This window comes from Humitalea rosea (assembly GCF_003253705.1).
GTDB lineage: Bacteria > Pseudomonadota > Alphaproteobacteria > Acetobacterales > Acetobacteraceae > Humitalea > Humitalea rosea.
In genome coordinates this window covers 14,840-30,421 of the sequence record NZ_QKYU01000011.1, presented here as the reverse complement: position 1 = coordinate 30,421, position 15,582 = coordinate 14,840, and the positions used below count along the sequence as shown (strand labels likewise).

Annotated in this window: 15 protein-coding genes; 13 read left to right on the top strand and 2 right to left on the bottom strand. The window is 69.9% G+C overall.

Annotated elements, in window-relative coordinates; translation table 11 throughout:
• Together C8P66_RS10820 and C8P66_RS10815 are read left to right on the top strand one after the other, a co-directional pair.
• Positions 1-1,551, top strand: coding sequence for a sigma-54-dependent transcriptional regulator (locus tag C8P66_RS10820; RefSeq protein ID WP_111398278.1), 1,551 nt, complete (start codon positions 1-3; stop codon positions 1,549-1,551).
• Positions 1,552-1,703: 152 nt separating this feature from the next.
• Entirely contained in the window at positions 1,704-3,260 is a 1,557-nt protein-coding gene (locus tag C8P66_RS10815) for a sensor histidine kinase (protein ID WP_158537204.1), read from the top strand.
• A gap of 7 nt (positions 3,261-3,267) precedes the next feature.
• On the opposite strand, the gene tyrS is transcribed toward C8P66_RS10815, so the two are convergent.
• A complete protein-coding gene (tyrS, locus tag C8P66_RS10810; protein WP_111398276.1) occupies positions 3,268-4,482 on the bottom strand; it encodes a tyrosine--tRNA ligase in 1,215 nt (404 codons plus the stop codon).
• 78 nt (positions 4,483-4,560) lie between these two features.
• The gene (locus C8P66_RS10805; protein ID WP_111398275.1) at positions 4,561-4,713 is read right to left on the bottom strand and encodes a DUF3309 family protein; all 153 of its coding nucleotides are present in this window, start codon (positions 4,711-4,713) and stop codon (positions 4,561-4,563) included.
• 101 nt (positions 4,714-4,814) lie between these two features.
• Between C8P66_RS10805 and C8P66_RS10800 the strand changes: the two genes are divergently transcribed.
• The 11 genes from C8P66_RS10800 (at position 4,815) to C8P66_RS10750 (ending at position 15,577) form a co-directional block, all read left to right on the top strand.
• Positions 4,815-6,218, top strand: coding sequence for an amidase family protein (locus C8P66_RS10800; protein WP_111398274.1), 1,404 nt, complete (start codon positions 4,815-4,817; stop codon positions 6,216-6,218).
• Entirely contained in the window at positions 6,218-7,330 is a 1,113-nt protein-coding gene (atzD, locus tag C8P66_RS10795) for a cyanuric acid amidohydrolase (RefSeq protein ID WP_111398273.1), read from the top strand. Before C8P66_RS10800 ends, atzD begins: the two co-directional genes overlap by 1 nt.
• A gap of 28 nt (positions 7,331-7,358) precedes the next feature.
• Positions 7,359-7,649, top strand: a complete 291-nt coding sequence (locus tag C8P66_RS10790) for a YggT family protein (protein WP_111398272.1) — start codon at positions 7,359-7,361, stop codon at positions 7,647-7,649.
• Positions 7,631-7,954, top strand: coding sequence for a DUF167 domain-containing protein (locus tag C8P66_RS10785; RefSeq protein WP_111398271.1), 324 nt, complete (start codon positions 7,631-7,633; stop codon positions 7,952-7,954). The genes C8P66_RS10790 and C8P66_RS10785 overlap by 19 nt, the downstream gene beginning before the upstream one ends.
• Positions 7,951-8,793 carry a bifunctional methylenetetrahydrofolate dehydrogenase/methenyltetrahydrofolate cyclohydrolase FolD gene (gene folD / locus C8P66_RS10780; protein ID WP_111398270.1) on the top strand — a complete coding sequence of 281 codons (843 nt, stop codon included), beginning with the start codon at positions 7,951-7,953 and terminating at the stop codon, positions 8,791-8,793. The genes C8P66_RS10785 and folD overlap by 4 nt, the downstream gene beginning before the upstream one ends.
• A gap of 56 nt (positions 8,794-8,849) precedes the next feature.
• The gene (locus C8P66_RS10775; protein WP_111398269.1) at positions 8,850-9,722 is read left to right on the top strand and encodes an N-formylglutamate amidohydrolase; all 873 of its coding nucleotides are present in this window, start codon (positions 8,850-8,852) and stop codon (positions 9,720-9,722) included.
• 291 nt (positions 9,723-10,013) lie between these two features.
• The gene (gene eno / locus C8P66_RS10770; protein ID WP_111398268.1) at positions 10,014-11,291 is read left to right on the top strand and encodes a phosphopyruvate hydratase; all 1,278 of its coding nucleotides are present in this window, start codon (positions 10,014-10,016) and stop codon (positions 11,289-11,291) included.
• Between the two features lie 70 nt (positions 11,292-11,361).
• Entirely contained in the window at positions 11,362-11,679 is a 318-nt protein-coding gene (locus C8P66_RS10765; RefSeq protein WP_111398404.1) for an FtsB family cell division protein, read from the top strand.
• Positions 11,680-11,873: 194 nt separating this feature from the next.
• Positions 11,874-12,917, top strand: a complete 1,044-nt coding sequence (gene pdhA / locus C8P66_RS10760; RefSeq protein ID WP_111398267.1) for a pyruvate dehydrogenase (acetyl-transferring) E1 component subunit alpha — start codon at positions 11,874-11,876, stop codon at positions 12,915-12,917.
• A gap of 4 nt (positions 12,918-12,921) precedes the next feature.
• A complete protein-coding gene (locus tag C8P66_RS10755; RefSeq protein WP_111398266.1) occupies positions 12,922-14,274 on the top strand; it encodes a pyruvate dehydrogenase complex E1 component subunit beta in 1,353 nt (450 codons plus the stop codon).
• A 13-nt stretch (positions 14,275-14,287) separates the two neighbouring features.
• The gene (locus C8P66_RS10750; RefSeq protein WP_111398265.1) at positions 14,288-15,577 is read left to right on the top strand and encodes a pyruvate dehydrogenase complex dihydrolipoamide acetyltransferase; all 1,290 of its coding nucleotides are present in this window, start codon (positions 14,288-14,290) and stop codon (positions 15,575-15,577) included.
• The last annotated feature ends 5 nt before the right edge of the window (positions 15,578-15,582 follow it).

The window sequence follows — 15,582 nt, the reverse complement described above, 5'->3', positions numbered from 1 at the left end:
ATGGCCCGGCGCGCCCGCGTCCTGCTGGTCGAGGATACGCCGACCCAGGCGGAAATCGCTCGCGCCTATCTGTCCGACCAGGGCCATGAGCTGCGCGTCGCCGAAACCGGCGCCGAGGGCCTGCGGATGGCCCGCGACTGGGCGCCCGATGCGATACTGATCGACGTCGAGCTGCCGGATTTCGACGGCTTCGAGCTGATGCGCCGGCTGACGGCGGCCGAGGTCACGGCGATCATGATCGTGATCACCGCCCAGGGCTCGGTGAACACCGCCGTGACCGCGATGCGGGAGGGCGCGATCGATTTCATCGTGAAGCCCTACGCCAAGGCGCGGCTGACGGTGACCTTGGCCAATGCGCTGGAACAGCGGCGCCTGTCGGTCGAACTGGCCGAGGCGCGGGCCATCATCACCCGTGATCGCTTCTTCGGCTTCATCGGCGGCAGCCCGGCGATGCAGGCGGTCTATCGCACCATCCAGGATGTGGCCGCCAGCCGCGCGAATGTCTTCATCACCGGCGAGAGCGGCACTGGCAAGGAGCTGGCCGCCGAGGCCATCCACCGCGCCAGCCCGCGCGCCAAAATGCCCTTCGTGCCGCTGAACTGCGGCGCCATCCCCGCGACCCTGATCGAGAGCGAGGTTTTTGGTCACAAGCGGGGCGCCTTCACCGGGGCCACCGAGGACCGCCCGGGGGCGGCCCGCAGCGCCGATGGCGGCACGCTGTTCCTGGATGAGATCGGCGAGACCCCGCCCGACATGCAGGTGAAGCTGCTGCGCTTCGTGCAGACCGGCACCGTGGTCCCGGTCGGCTCAAGCAAGGGCGAGCGGGTGGATGTGCGGGTCGTCTCGGCGACCAACCGCGACCCGCTGGCCGAGGTCGAGGCCGGGCGCTTCCGGGAGGATCTGTATTACCGCCTCTATGTCGTCCCGATCCATCTGCCGCCGCTGCGGGAGCGGGGCGAGGATGTGCTGATGATCGCCCGCCACTTCCTCGGCGCCTATGGGCGGGAGGAGCGGCGCAAATTCCGCGGCTTCGCCCCGGATGCGGAGGCCGTGCTGCTCGGCAGCGCCTGGCCGGGCAATGTGCGGCAATTGCAGAATGTGATCCGCAACCTCGTGGTGCGGCACGATGGCGATCTGGCGACGGCGGCGATGCTGCCCGCCGATCTGCTGCGCGCGGCCCGTCCCATTGCCGTGCCGGTCGCACCGCTTGCCCCCGCCGCCACGTCTTTCCTGTCCGCGGTCGCGCTGCCCGCCGTGGCGCCGCTGATGGAGATCCCCGCGGCGCTCGCCGAATTGCCGGCCAATGATCCGCTGGCGAGCATCGCCGCGGCCCTGGCCGCCCTGGTCAGCGCCCGGACCCTGCCGGCGCCGCCCGAGCCGAGCCAACCCCGGCCCGAACGGCGGGGGCCGATCATTCCATTGTGGCAGATGGAAAAGGAGCACATCCTCGCGGCGCTGGAGGAATGCGGCCAGGATGTGCCCCGCGCCGCCGCCCTGCTGGAGATCAACCCCTCCACCATTTATCGCAAGCTGCAGGGGTGGCGCGTTTAGCAATCAGTTGCATTTTGCGCAACGCAAATGCGAATCGCTATTGTAACGTCCTGGGCGGCGGCCATAGTCTGCTTTGATACGCGAGACTGGGGCTGGCCTGAATGCAGTGGTCCTTGAGGGATCGACTTCCGATCGTCCTGCTCCTCCTGGGCGTGCTCAGCTTGGCAATCGCCTTTCCTGCCGGCGTGAATGCGCTCCAGGCGCGGGCGCAGGCGGCTGAGCGCCTGGCCTTGCTGTCCCAGACCGTGGCCGATGCCGATGCTGCCGGCGCCCTCCTGCCCCAGGCCGAGGCGGCGGCCATGGCCTTTCCCGATGAAAGTTACGATGGCCCGGCACAGCAGGCGCTCCTGGAAGCGCGGCTTGATGCGACGCTGATGCGCTTGCAGGAGGCGACGCATGGCGATCCCTTGCTGCGCTCGCATGCCGGCGCGCTGGGTGTGCTGGTGCGAATGCGGCTCGAAGGGCTGAGTTCGGCGATGCAATCGCCCCGCTCCGATACCGGCCGAGCGCAGGCGCAGGCGGCCCGGATCGTGGCCGACCAGATCACCGCCGCGGCGCGGCAGCGCGCGGCGGTCGAGGAGACTATCGCCGGCCTTGCGACCGCGCGGCTCGATCTGGTCTTTGCCGGCTCCGGCCTGGCCGTCCTGCTGGTCCTGGGGGCGGGGATGCTGTGGCGGGCGCCGCTGACCGCGGGGGCGCGGCGGATGCGGCTGGCCGCCTCGGCGCTCGATGTCTGGCCGGAGGATGTGCCGATCGGGCTGGGGCTGCTCGATCGCGATCTGGTGGTGGTGAGCGCCAATGGCTGCCTGGGCCGCCTGCTCGGCGCGCCAACGCCGGGCAGCGCCGCCCTGGTCGGGCGCCCGCTGGCCGGCGCCGCGCCCGCGGCCATGGCCAGCCTCGGGCCCGAACTGCGCCGCCTGCTGGCCGGAGGCGCCGAGGGCGCGGGGCAGGAGGTGGAGCTGTCGGCCACGGCCAATGCCGAGGCGCGCATCTGCCTCGTGGCGATCCGGCCGATCGGGGGCGGGCTGCAGGCGCCGGCCGGGCTGTCGCTGATGGTGATGGATGTGACGGAGCGGGTGCAGGCGCAGGGCAGCAACGCCGCTTTGGCGCGCGAGCTGAACCATCGGGTCAAGAACACCTTCGCCACCGTGCAATCCCTGGCGGCGCAGACGCTGCGCGGCAGCGCTGGCGACCTTCAGCGCTTCTCAAGCGCCTTCACCGGCCGGCTGATGGCGCTGGCGCGTAGCCATGACCTCTTGCTTGCGCGTGGCTTCGGCGCCATCGCCCTGTCCGATGTCGCGCAATCCGCCCTGGAGCCCTTCCGCGGCAGCGGCCAGATCGCCATCGCCGGCGTCGCCGATGTCGCCGTCCGCCCGCCCCAGGCGCAGGCGCTGATCATGGCGCTGCATGAACTCGCGGGGAATGCGGCGCGCCATGGCGCGCTGTCGCGGCCGGAGGGGCGGGTCACGCTGCGCTGGGATCATGGCAGCGAACCGGGCGAGGTCTGCCTGCTCTGGCAGGAACGGGGCGGGCCGCGGCTGGAGGCACCGCCGTCACGCCGGGGCTTTGGGCTGCGGTTGCTCGAACGGGGGGTGGCGCATGACCTTGGCATCGCCGCCAGGGTCACGCTGCGCTTCGATCACCAGGGGCTGAGCTGCGAGATAAGCTTCGCGCCGACCCGGCTGGAGCTGCGCGCGGCGGCGGCCTGAGAAACCGTCAGCCCTGCCGCACCAGCACATGCCGCTTGCGGCCGAGCGAGAGCTTCGCCGCGCCCTCCCGCAGATCGGCCGTGGTGACCAACGCCGTCTCCTCGGCGACGGCCACATCGTTCAGCCGCACGCCGCCCTGGCGGATCATGCGGCGGCCCTCGGCCTTGCTCGCGACCAGCCCGGCCTCGGCCAGCAGGTCGAGCACGGCGGCGGGCAGGGCGGCGGAGAGGGTGGGGAGGGTCTCGGCGGCCTCCCCGGCCTCGAATACCGCGGTCGCGGTGGCGGCGGCGGCCTCGGCCGCGGCGCGGCCATGCAGCAGCGCGGTCGCCTCGGTCGCCAGGATCTTCTTCGCCTCGTTCCGCTCGGCCCCAGGCAAGGCGGCGAGGCGGGCGACCTCCGGCATCGGCAGATCGGTGAACAGGCCGAGGAAGCGGCCCACATCGGCATCCTCGGTGTTCCGCCAGAACTGCCAGTAGTCGTAGGGGGAGAGCCGGTCCGGGTTCAGCCAGACCGCGCCGGCCGCCGTCTTGCCCATCTTGGCACCGGAGGCCGTGGTCAGCAGCGGCGTGGTCAGGCCGAAGGCCTGGTGCTGGTCGGCGCGCCGGACCAGCTCCACCCCCATCACGATATTCCCCCACTGATCGCTGCCGCCCATTTGCAGGATCACATCATGGCGGCGGCGCAGTTCGAGGAAGTCGTAGGACTGCAGCAGCATGTAGTTGAATTCGAGGAAGCTCAGCGGCTGGTCGCGGTCCAGCCGCAGCTTCACGCTGTCCATGGTCAGCATGCGGTTGACCGAGAAATGCCGCCCGACGTCGCGCAGGAAGGGGATGTAGGCGAGCTGGTCCAGCCATTCGGCATTGTCCAGCATCCGCGCGCCGCCCTGGAAATCCAGGAAGGCGTCAAAGGTGCGGCCGATGCCGGTCTTGTTCCGTGCGATCGCCGCATCGTCCAGCAGGGGACGCGCCTCGTCGCGGAAGGAAGGGTCGCCGATCTTGGTGGTGCCGCCGCCAAGCAGGGCGACCGGCTTGTGGCCGCAGCGCTGGAACAGCCGAAGCAGCATGATCGAGAGCAAATGGCCGACATGCAGGCTGTCGGCCGTGCAGTCGAAGCCGACATAGGCGCTGGCGCCCGGGGTCGCGAGCCGCGCGCGCAGCGCGTCCTCATCGGTGATCTGATGGATGAAGCCGCGCTCGCGCGCGCAATCGATGAAGTCGTCCATGGCCCGGTATCCTGCGATGGACGTGGCGCTACCACGCCCATCGCGGACGGCCAAGGAAGGCCCCTCAGGGAAGCCGCGTCAGATGCGGCCCATCACCAGCAGCACGATCACGATGATCAGGATCACACCGAGCGTCCCGCTGGGCGCGTAGCCCCAGCTCGCGGCATGCGGCCAGCTCGGCAGCGCGCCAATGAGCAGCAGGATCAGGATGATAAGCAGGATGGTGGACATGGCTCTCTCCAAAGGGGATGCCGTCACAACGCGGCATGCGACGAAGTGTTGCGAAGCCTTGTGCGATTGACGGGAGCCGCGTGGCGCGGAACGCTCGGCGCATGACCCAGACCCAGGATTTGTGGCGCCTGACCGCCGCCGCGACCGCCGCCCTCATCCGCAGCCGGGGCGCCACGGCGACCGAGGTGACCCGCGCCGCCCTGGCGCGGCTGGATGCGGTGAACCCAGCCTTGAACGCGGTGGTGCAGACGATGCCCGAGCAGGCGCTGGCCGCCGCCGCCGCCGTCGATGCCGCCATCGCGCGGGGGGAGGAGACCGGGGTCTTGGCCGGGGTGCCGGTCACCATCAAGGTCAACACCGACCAGGAAGGCTTTGCCACCACCAACGGGCTGCGGTTGCAGGCAGGGCTGGTGGCCGCCGAGGACAATCCCGTCGTCGCCAATCTGCGCCGGGCGGGGGCGGTGATCATCGGGCGGACCAATACGCCCGCCTTCTCGCTGCGCTGGTTCACCCGCAACGGGGTGCATGGCGCGACCAAGAACCCCTGGGATGCGGGGATCACCCCGGGCGGGTCCTCGGGCGGTGCGGCCTCGGCCGTGGCGGCGGGGATCGGGGCGATCGGGCATGGCACGGATATCGGCGGCTCGGTGCGCTACCCGGCCTATGCCTGCGGCGTGCATGGGCTGCGGCCGACGCTCGGCCGGCTGCCGGCGTTCAATTTCTCCGGGGGGGACCGGCATATCGGCGGGCAGCTCATGGCGGTCTCGGGGCCGATCGCGCGCAGCATCGCCGATCTGCGGCTCGGCTTGCAGGCGATGGCCGCCCCCGATCTGCGCGAGCCCTGGTATGTGCCGGCCCCGCTGGAGGGGCCGGAATGGCCGCGCCGGGCCGCGCTCTGCGTGGCGCCCGAGGGCATGGCCGTCGCCCCCGAGGTCGAGGCCGCCCTGCGCGACGCCGGCCGCCGGTTGCAGGATCGCGGCTGGACCGTGGTCGAGATCGACAGCCCGCCGTTCCGGGAGCCCGCGCGGTTGCAGGCGATGCTCTGGCTGGCCGAAAGCCGCCGCGGCATGAACAAGGCGCTGCACGAGGAAAACGACCCGGACGCGAATTTCGTCTTCGCCCAGATGGAGGCGCTCTGCCCCGAGGCCGATCTGAACGGCTTTCTGGATGCCTTGCAGGCGCGCTCCCGCCTGTTGCGGCAGTGGTCGGCGTTCCTGGCGAAATACCCGGTGCTGATCTGCCCCGTCTCCGGCGAGCTGCCGTTCCGCGACCAGTCCGACGTCGAGAGTCCCGAGGAGTTCCGCCGCATCATGGAGGCACAGCTTACCCAGGTCGGGCTGCCGCTGATGGGGCTGCCGGGGCTGACGGTGACGACCGGGCTGGTCGGCAGCACCCCGGTCGGCGTGCAGCTCATCGGCGCCCGCTACCGCGAGGATATCCTGCTGCGCGCCGGTGAGGAGATCGAGGCCGCCGGCGTCCCCGCCACCCCGATCGATCCGCGCTGATGGCCCGGCGCGCCCTGCTGCATCGCCTGGCCGCCGCCCATCCGGGCGACACGGCGCCGTTGGAGGCGCTGATGGACCAGGGCGCGCTCGACCCCCGGCTGATCGTCGCCATCCTCGGCAAGACCGAGGGCAATGGCTGCGTGAACGATTTTACCCGCGCCTATGCCGTGCAGGCGATGGCGGGGATGCTGGCGCGGCGGATGCTGACGACGCCGGAGATCGTGCTGGAGAAGGTCGCCATGGTGATGAGCGGCGGCACCGAGGGCGGGCTGTCGCCGCATTGGCTGGTGCTCTCGGTCGTCCCGGACGGCGGCGAGGCCACGCCGGGCGGGGCCCGGCTTGCGATCGGCACCGCCTTCACCGAACCGCTGCCCCCCGCCGCCATCGGCCGCGCCGCCCAGGCGGAGGCGACCGCCGAGGCGGTGCGCGCCGCGATGGCGGCGGCCGGGATCGAGGATCCCGGCTCGGTGCACTACGTCCAGGTGAAATGCCCGCTGCTGACCAGCGAACGCATCGCCGCCAGCGAGGACCCCGTCGTCACCCACGATACCTACGCCAGCATGGGGTTTTCGCGCGGCGCCTCGGCACTCGGCGTCGCCCTGGCCCTCGGTGAGATCGATGCGGTCACCGATGAGATGGTGCTGCGCGACCTCTCCCGCTTCAGCGCCCGCGCCGCCTGTTCCGCCGGGGTGGAGCTGGCCCGCAACGAGGTGGTGGTGCTTGGGATGAGCCAGGATTGGGCCGGCGACCTCGTCATCGCCCATGATGTGATGGCCGATGCCATCGACCTCGATGCGATTCGCCGGGCGCTGGCGGCGGCCGGGCTGCCGCAAGGCCCCGGGCAGTTGACGGAGGCCGAGGCGCTGGTGGCGGTGCTCGCCAAGGCCGAGCCCTCCACCACCGGGCGCATCCGGGGCCTGCGCCACATCATGAACGACGACAGCGATATCAACGCGACCCGCCATGCCCGCGCCTTGGTGGGCGGCGTGGTCGCGGCGGCCACCGGGCGGACGGATGCCTTCGTCTCGGGCGGTGCCGAACACCAGGGGCCGGATGGCGGCGGGCCGGTCGCGATCGTCGCCAGGGTTGCGGCGGCGGGGCCGCCTCCGTAGATGAGGCTGCCCTTCCGGAGAGTTGCGGATGTATGCGCTGTTCTGGCTGCTCGACCGGGCCGCCTCGATTTACGTGTGGACGCTGATCATCGCCTCGGTGGTCAGCATGCTGGTGGGTTTCGGCGTCCTCGACCGTCGCAACCGCTTCGTCTGGGGCGTTGAGGATTTTCTCTATCGCGTGACCGAACCGGCGCTGCGGCCGCTGCGCCGGGTGTTGCCGACCTTCGGCGCGGTCGATCTGTCGCCGCTGGTGCTGATCCTGCTGCTCTACGCCTTCCAGATCTTCCTCTGGACCACCCTGTGGCCGCTGTTCCGCTAACCACCCCGTTCCGGGTGGTCGGTGACGGGGTGGAGGTGCGCGTGAAGGCCGAGCCCCGTGCCCGCCGCCCCGGCGTGGGCGGCATGGCGCCGGGGGCGGATGGCCCAAGGCTGCGGATCGCGGTGACCGAGGCGCCTTCGGACGGCAAGGCCAGCGAGGCGGTCGCCCAGGCGCTGGCCCGCGCCCTCGGCCTGCCAGGCCGGGCCGTCACCTTGCGCTCGGGTGCGTCCAGCCGGGCCAAGACGCTGCATGTCGCGGGCGATGCCGCGGCGCTCCTCGTTCAGCTTGAAGGGTTCTGCCGATGACCGCCCGTATTCTCGACGGCAAGGCGCTGGGGGCCAGGCTCCAGGCCAAGCTGGCCGAACGCGTGGCCGGTCTCGGCTTCCGCCCCGGCCTGCGCGTGGTGCGGGTGGGCGAGGACCCTGCCAGCGGCGTCTATGTCCGCAACAAGGATCGCGCCGCGCTGGCGGTGGGCTTCGACAGCGCCACGATCCATCTGCCCGAGACGGTGACCGAGGCCGAGCTTTTGGCCCTGATCGCCGGGCTCAACGCCGATCCGGCGGTGGATGGCATCCTGGTCCAGCTTCCCTTGCCGGCGCATATCCGCGGCCTCGCGGTGCTGGATGCGGTCGATCCGGCCAAGGATGTGGACGGCTTCCATCCGGTGAATGTCGGCAGGCTCGCGAACGGCCAGCCCGGCCTCGTGCCCTGCACCCCGCGCGGCGTGATGCATCTGCTGGCCGAGGCCGGGGTCTCGCTCCCGGGGGCCCGGGCCGTGGTGCTGGGGCGCAGCGCCATTGTCGGCCGGCCCATGGCGGCGCTGCTGCTGGCAGCCGATGCGACCGTGACCATCGTGCATTCCCGCACGCGGGACCTGCCCGCCGAATGCCGCCGGGCGGAGGTGCTGGTCGCCGCCGTCGGCCGGGCGGAGCTGGTGCGGGGCGATTGGATCGCGCCGGGGGCGGTGGTCATCGATGTCGGCATCAACCGCCGCCCGACCGGCGGGCTGGTCGGCGATGTCGCCTTCGCCGAGGCCGTCGGGCATGCCGCCGCCATCACCCCGGTGCCGGGCGGCGTCGGCCCCATGACCATCGCCTGCCTGCTGGAGAACACTTTGCAGGCGGCGCTGGCCCGCCGCGCCTGAGCCGCGCATTTTACGGCGTGACAAGGTTTGATGGCTGTGGTGCAACGAATCCGCCAATGGATGTGAACGACCACCTGGGGCTGGACCCTCTTCCGATCGTGGTGAAGCGCCCGGTCGTGCGGACGGCGCCGCTGGTCTTCGCCTCGCCCCATTCGGGCCGCAGCTATCCCGCCGGCTTCCTGGCGCAGAGCCGCCTCGACCAGCATGCGCTGCGGCGGAGCGAGGACAGCTTCATCGAGGAGATTTTCGGCGCCGCCCCGGGCTTGGGCATGCCGCTGCTGGCGGCGAACTTCCCCCGCGCCTATTGCGATGTGAACCGGGAGGCCTGGGAGCTGGACCCGGCGATGTTCGAGGACCCTCTCCCGTCCTGGGTGAACACCACCAGCCCGCGGGTCACCGCCGGGCTCGGCACCATTCCCCGCGTGGTGGCGGCGGGGCAGTCGATCTATGGCCACCGGCTGCCCTTCAGCCTGGCCGAGGCCCGCATCCGCGACTGCTGGCAACCCTACCACGCCGCCTTGTCGCAGCTGATCACCACGACGATGGCCGAGTTCGGCTATTGCCTGCTGGTGGACTGCCACTCGATGCCCGCGGGCCCCGCGGCCGGGCGGCAGGACGCGCCGGAGGTGGTGCTGGGCGATGTGCATGGCACCGCCTGCGCGAGCCGCGTCACGCGGATCTTCGAGGAGGGGTTCCGCGCCGCCGGCTATCGCGTCGGGCGCAACGATCCCTATGCCGGGGGCTATACCACCCGCCATTATGGCCGCCCGCGGGAAGGGCTGCATGCGATCCAGATCGAGATCGCGCGCGGGCTGTACATGAACGAGGCGCGGATCGAGCCGCATGCGGGGCTGGTGAAGCTGTCGGCCGATATCGAGACGCTGATGGCGCGGCTCGCGGTCGAGGATTGGAGCTGGCTCGGCCGCTGATCCCCTGCCGGGCAGGGGCCCAGCCAAAAAAGGGCCCAGCCAAAAAAGGGGCCAGGCAAAAAAAGGCCCGGGCAAAAAAAAGGCGGTGTCCGAAGACACCGCCAAGTTTAGGGAGGAAACGTCCAAGAAAGATGGTCAGCGGCGAACCGCACGACCATCCAAGGCCTATTTAGGCGGGCGATTGCTCGTATGCAAGTGGCTTTTTGCAGTGCAGCGTAAATCGTGGTTTGGGCCCGACTTGCGGCCTCCGGCGCAACGCCGTATCCGCCCCGGGATCACAGGGAGAGCGCCATGCCCGCCATCGCCGATATCATCGCCCGTGAAGTCCTCGACAGCCGAGGCAACCCCACCGTCGAGGCCGAAGTGCTGCTGGAGGACGGCTCCCGCGGGACCGCCATCGTCCCCTCCGGTGCCAGCACCGGCGCGCATGAAGCCATGGAACTGCGGGACGGCGACAAGAGCCGGTATCGCGGCAAGGGCGTGCTGCAGGCCTGCGCCGCGGTCGAGGGCGAGATCTTCGACGCCCTGTCCGGCGTCGAGGCGCTGGAGCAGATCCACATCGACGAGACGATGATCGCGTTGGACGGGACGTCCAACAAGTCGCGCCTGGGGGCCAATGCCATCCTCGCGGTGTCGCTGGCCACGGCCAAGGCGGCCGCGGCCTCCCGCGACATGCCGCTCTACCGCTATGTCGGCGGCGTCTTCGCCCGCACCTTGCCGGTGCCGATGATGAACATCATCAACGGCGGCCAGCATGCCGACAATCCGATCGACATCCAGGAATTCATGATCATGCCGGTCTCGGCCGGGTCGATGGCCGATGCGGTGCGGATCGGCGCCGAGGTTTTTGGCGCGCTCAAGGGGCTGCTGCACGACGCGGGTCAGAACACCAATGTCGGTGACGAGGGCGGCTTCGCCCCCAATATCGGCAGCGCCGACGAGGCCCTGGCCTTTATCGCCAAGGCCGTCGAGAAGGCGGGGCACCGGATGGGCGAGGATGTGGTCTTCGCGCTCGATTGCGCCGCGACCGAATTCTACAAGGATGGCGTCTACAACATCGCGGGCGAGGGCAAGCGCCTGGATGCCGGCGGCATGGTCGATTACATCGCAGCACTCTGCGCCAAATGGCCGATCGTCTCGGTCGAGGATGGCTGCGCGGAAGATGACTGGGACGGCTGGAAGCTGCTGACCGAGCGTCTGGGTGCGACCGTGCAGCTGGTCGGCGACGATCTGTTCGTCACCAACACCGAGCGCCTGCGGACCGGCATCGAGACCGGCACGGCCAATGCGATCCTGGTCAAGGTCAACCAGATCGGCACCCTGACCGAGACGCTGGAGGCGGTGGAGATGGCCCATCGCGCCGGCTACCGCGCCGTGATGTCGCATCGCTCGGGCGAGACCGAGGACACCACCATCGCCGACCTCGCCGTCGCCACCAACTGCGGGCAGATCAAGACCGGCAGCCTGTCGCGCTCCGACCGCTTGGCCAAGTACAACCAGCTCCTGCGGATCGAGCATGACCTCGGCCCGGCCGCGCGCTACGCCGGGCGGGCCGCGCTGCGCCGCTGAGGCGCTGCACGCGGCGGTTGTTCGCGCCGAGTCGCCGCGTGTATACCGGTGCGGCGGCTCGGAGGGGATGATGCGACGGTTCATGATGCGCGCGGTGCGGTTGCTGACCCTGCCCCTGTTCGGGCTGGCGATCGGCGGCTTCTTCGTCTGGCACACCTTCAACGGCGCGCGCGGCCTCGATGCCCGCGAGGCCCGCATGGCCGAAATCGTGACGGCGCGGGGCTGGCTGGCCGATGCCCAGGCGGAGCAGGACACGCTGGAGCGCCGCGTTGCGGGATTCCGTGGCGATCGGATCGATGCGGATCAATTGGATGAGCGTGCGCGCACACTTCTGAACTATGTGCGGCCCGATGAGATCGTTGTCCCCCTGCGTCCCTCCGGCGGTTAGGTCCGGGCCGCATCCTGGCAGTTAACCAGTATTCGGTTAACTGCCATTTTGCGTTGCAGCACAAGGCTTTCCCGCACATCGAGACCGCTTGCGCGGGCGACGGTCGCAGCCTACCTGTCAGCTCCGGCGCTGCGTTGCGCCATCGCCACACTTCCCGGACCGTGGTGGTCCTGGGGCCTTCAACGGAGAGCCGCATGGCCCGAAGCGCCAAAGCCAGCCCCACCGCCACCAGCGATACCGCCACGAGGCGCCGCGGCAGGGCTGCCGAAAAGGCGCCGACGGATTCGGCGCTGCTGATCCGGGCCTATCGCGACATGCTGCTGATCCGCCGCTTCGAGGAGAAGGCGGGCCAGCTTTACGGCATGGGCCTGATCGGCGGCTTCTGCCACCTCTACATCGGCCAGGAGGCCGTGGTGGTCGGCATGCAGATGTGCCTGACCGAGGGCGACCAGGTCATCACCTCCTATCGCGACCATGGCCACATGCTGGCCACCGGCATGGAGGCGCGCGGCGTGATGGCCGAGCTGACCGGGCGCATCGGCGGCTATTCCAAGGGCAAGGGTGGCTCCATGCACATGTTCAGCCGGGAGAAGGGCTTCTTCGGCGGGCATGGCATCGTGGGCGCGCAGGTCAGCCTCGGCACCGGCCTCGCCTTCAGCAACATGTACCGGTCCAATGAGAACGTCGCGATCACCTACTTCGGGGAAGGCGCGTCCAACCAGGGCCAGGTCTTCGAGAGCATGAACCTCGCGGCGCTGATGAAGCTGCCCTGCGTCTACGTGATCGAGAACAACCGCTACGGCATGGGCACCAGCGTCGAGCGCGCCTCGGCCTCCCGCGACCTGTCCAAGAACGGCGCGCCCTGGGGCATCCCCGGCGAGCAGGTCGATGGCATGAGCGTGCAGGCGGTGCATGAGGCGGGCAGCCGCGCGGTCGCGCATTGCCGCGCCGGCAACGGCCCGTACCTGCTGGAGATGAAGACCTACCGCTATCGCGGCCATTCCATGTCCGACCCCGCGAAGTACCGCACCCGCGAGGAAGTGCAGAAGATGCGCGAGCAGCATGACTGCATCGAGACGCTGCGCACGCTGCTGCTGGCCGGAGGCACCGCCGAGGCCGAGCTGAAGACGATCGACGACGAGGTGAAGGGCATCGTGGCCGAGGCCGCCGACTTCGCCCAGAAGAGCCCCGAGCCGCCGGAAAGCGAACTCTGGACCGATATTCTGGTGGAGGCCTAAGCCCATGGGTGCCGTGATCTTGATGCCCGCGCTGAGCCCCACCATGACCGAGGGCCGTCTGGCCCGTTGGTTGAAGAACGAGGGTGATACGGTGAAGTCCGGCGATGTGATCGCCGAGATCGAGACCGACAAGGCGACCATGGAGGTCGAGGCCGTCGATGAGGGTGTCCTCACCCGCATCCTCGTGCCCGCCGGCACCGATGGCGTTCAGGTCAATGCCACCATCGCCGAGCTGGACGGTGGCGATGGCCAGCCCGCCGCCGCCGCCGCACCGGCCGCCGCTCCGGCGCCCGCGCCTGCCACGGCACCGGCTCCGGCCCCGGTTCCGGCCGCCCCCGTTGCTGCCGCTCCGGCTGCCGAAAAGGATTGGGGCCCGACCAAGCCGATCACCGTGCGCGAGGCGCTGCGCGATGCCATGGCCGCCGAGATGCGCGCCGATGGCGACGTCTTCCTGATGGGGGAGGAAGTCGCGCAGTACCAGGGCGCCTACAAGATCAGCCAGGGGCTGCTGGAGGAGTTCGGCGCCAAGCGGGTGATCGACACCCCGATCACCGAGCATGGTTTCACCGGCATGGCCGTGGGGGCGGCGATGAACGGGCTGAAGCCGATCGTCGAGTTCATGACCTTCAACTTCTCGATGCAGGCGATCGACCAGATCATCAATTCGGCGGCCAAGACGCTGTACATGTCGGGTGGCCAACTCGGCTGCCCGATCGTCTTCCGCGGCCCGAACGGGGCGGCGAGCCGGGTCGCGGCGCAGCACTCGCAGTGCTACGCGAGCTGGTACGCGCATTGCCCGGGCCTGAAGGTCGTCGCCCCCTGGTCGGCGGCGGATGCCAAGGGCCTGCTGCGCGCCGCGATCCGCGATCCGAACCCGGTCATCTTCCTTGAGAACGAGATCCTCTACGGCCAGACCTTCGACTGCCCGACGGATGAGGATTTCGTGCTGCCGATCGGCAAGGCCAAGGTCGAGCGGGAGGGCACCGACGTCACCATCGTCGCCTTCTCGATCATGGTCGGCATGGCGATGCAGGCGGCCGAGGCGCTGGCCGAACAGGGCATCAGCGCCGAGGTGATCAACCTGCGCACGATCCGTCCGCTCGACACCGAGACCATCGCCGCTTCGGTCCGCAAGACCAACCGGCTGGTGACGATGGAGGAAGGCTGGCCCTTCGCCGGGATCGGCGCCGAGATCGGGATGCAGATGGTCGAGGCCTGCTTCGACTACCTGGATGCGCCGCCGGTGCGCATCCATGGGTTGGACGTGCCGATGCCTTATGCCGCCAATCTGGAAAAGCTCGCGCTGCCGCGGCTGGAACAGGTGATCGAGGCGGTCAAAAGCGTGACCTACAAATAAGGGGGGCGAACCCATGGCGACCAATATCCTGATGCCGGCGCTGAGCCCCACCATGACCGAGGGCACGCTGGCGCGCTGGCTCAAGAAGGAAGGCGAGGCCGTCAAGGCGGGCGACATCATCGCCGAGATCGAGACGGACAAGGCCACGATGGAAGTGGAAGCCGTCGATGAAGGCATCCTCGGCAAGATCCTGGTCGCGGACGGCACGGCCGGGGTGAAGGTCAACGACCCCATCGCCGTGCTGGTGGATGCGGGCGAGGCGGTGCCGGATGGCGCCGCGGCGCCGGCAGCAGCCGCGGCCCCCACCGTCGTGACCGCCCCGGCGGCCGCGGCGCCTGCCGCCGCCCCGGCGCCTGCGCCGGCCTCGGGGGATCATCGCGTCTTCGCCTCGCCACTCGCGCGCCGCATGGCGACGCAGGCGGGGCTCTCGCTCGACGCCGTGACGGGGTCCGGCCCGCAGGGGCGGATCGTGAAGGCGGATGTCGAAGCCGCGCTGGCCAAGCCCGCCCCGGCCGCCGCCGCCGCGCCGGCACCCGCCGCCCCGGCTCCGGCCGCTCCAACTCCGGCCGCCCCGGCGCCCAAGCCCGCGTCGATCGCGATCACCGCCCCGCATACCGCGGTGCCCAACAGCACCATGCGAAAAATCATCGCCCGGCGCCTGTCGGAGTCCAAACAGACCATCCCGCATTTCTACGTGACGATGGATATCGAGATCGACGCCGCGCTGAAGCTGCGCGCCGACCTCAATGCCAAGAGCCCGAAGGAGGGCCCCGGCGCCTTCAAGCTCTCGGTTAATGATCTGGTCATCAAGGCCGTCGCCGCCACGCTCCGGAAATTCCCCGGCGTCAACGCGGCCTGGACCGAGGATGCGATCCTGCAGTTCCACGACGTGGATATCTCGGTCGCCGTCTCCATCCCCGATGGGTTGATCACCCCGATCGTCCGCCAGGCCGACCGCAAGGGTCTGGCCACCATCAGCGCGGAGATGAAGGACCTCGCCGCGCGGGCCAAGACCGGCAAGCTGAAGCCCGAGGAGTTCCAGGGCGGCGGCTTCTCCATCTCCAATATGGGGATGTATGGCGTCTCGGATTTCTCGGCGATCATCAACCCGCCGCAGGGCGGCATCCTGGCCGTCTCGGCCGGGCAGCAGCGCCCCGTGGTGAAGAACGGCGCGCTGGCCATCGCCACGGTGATGACCTGCACGCTTTCGGTGGATCACCGGGTGATCGATGGCGCGCTGGCGGCGGAATGGATCGCCGCCTTCAAGGGCGTGATGGAAGACCCGCTGAGCCTGATGCTGTGACCCAG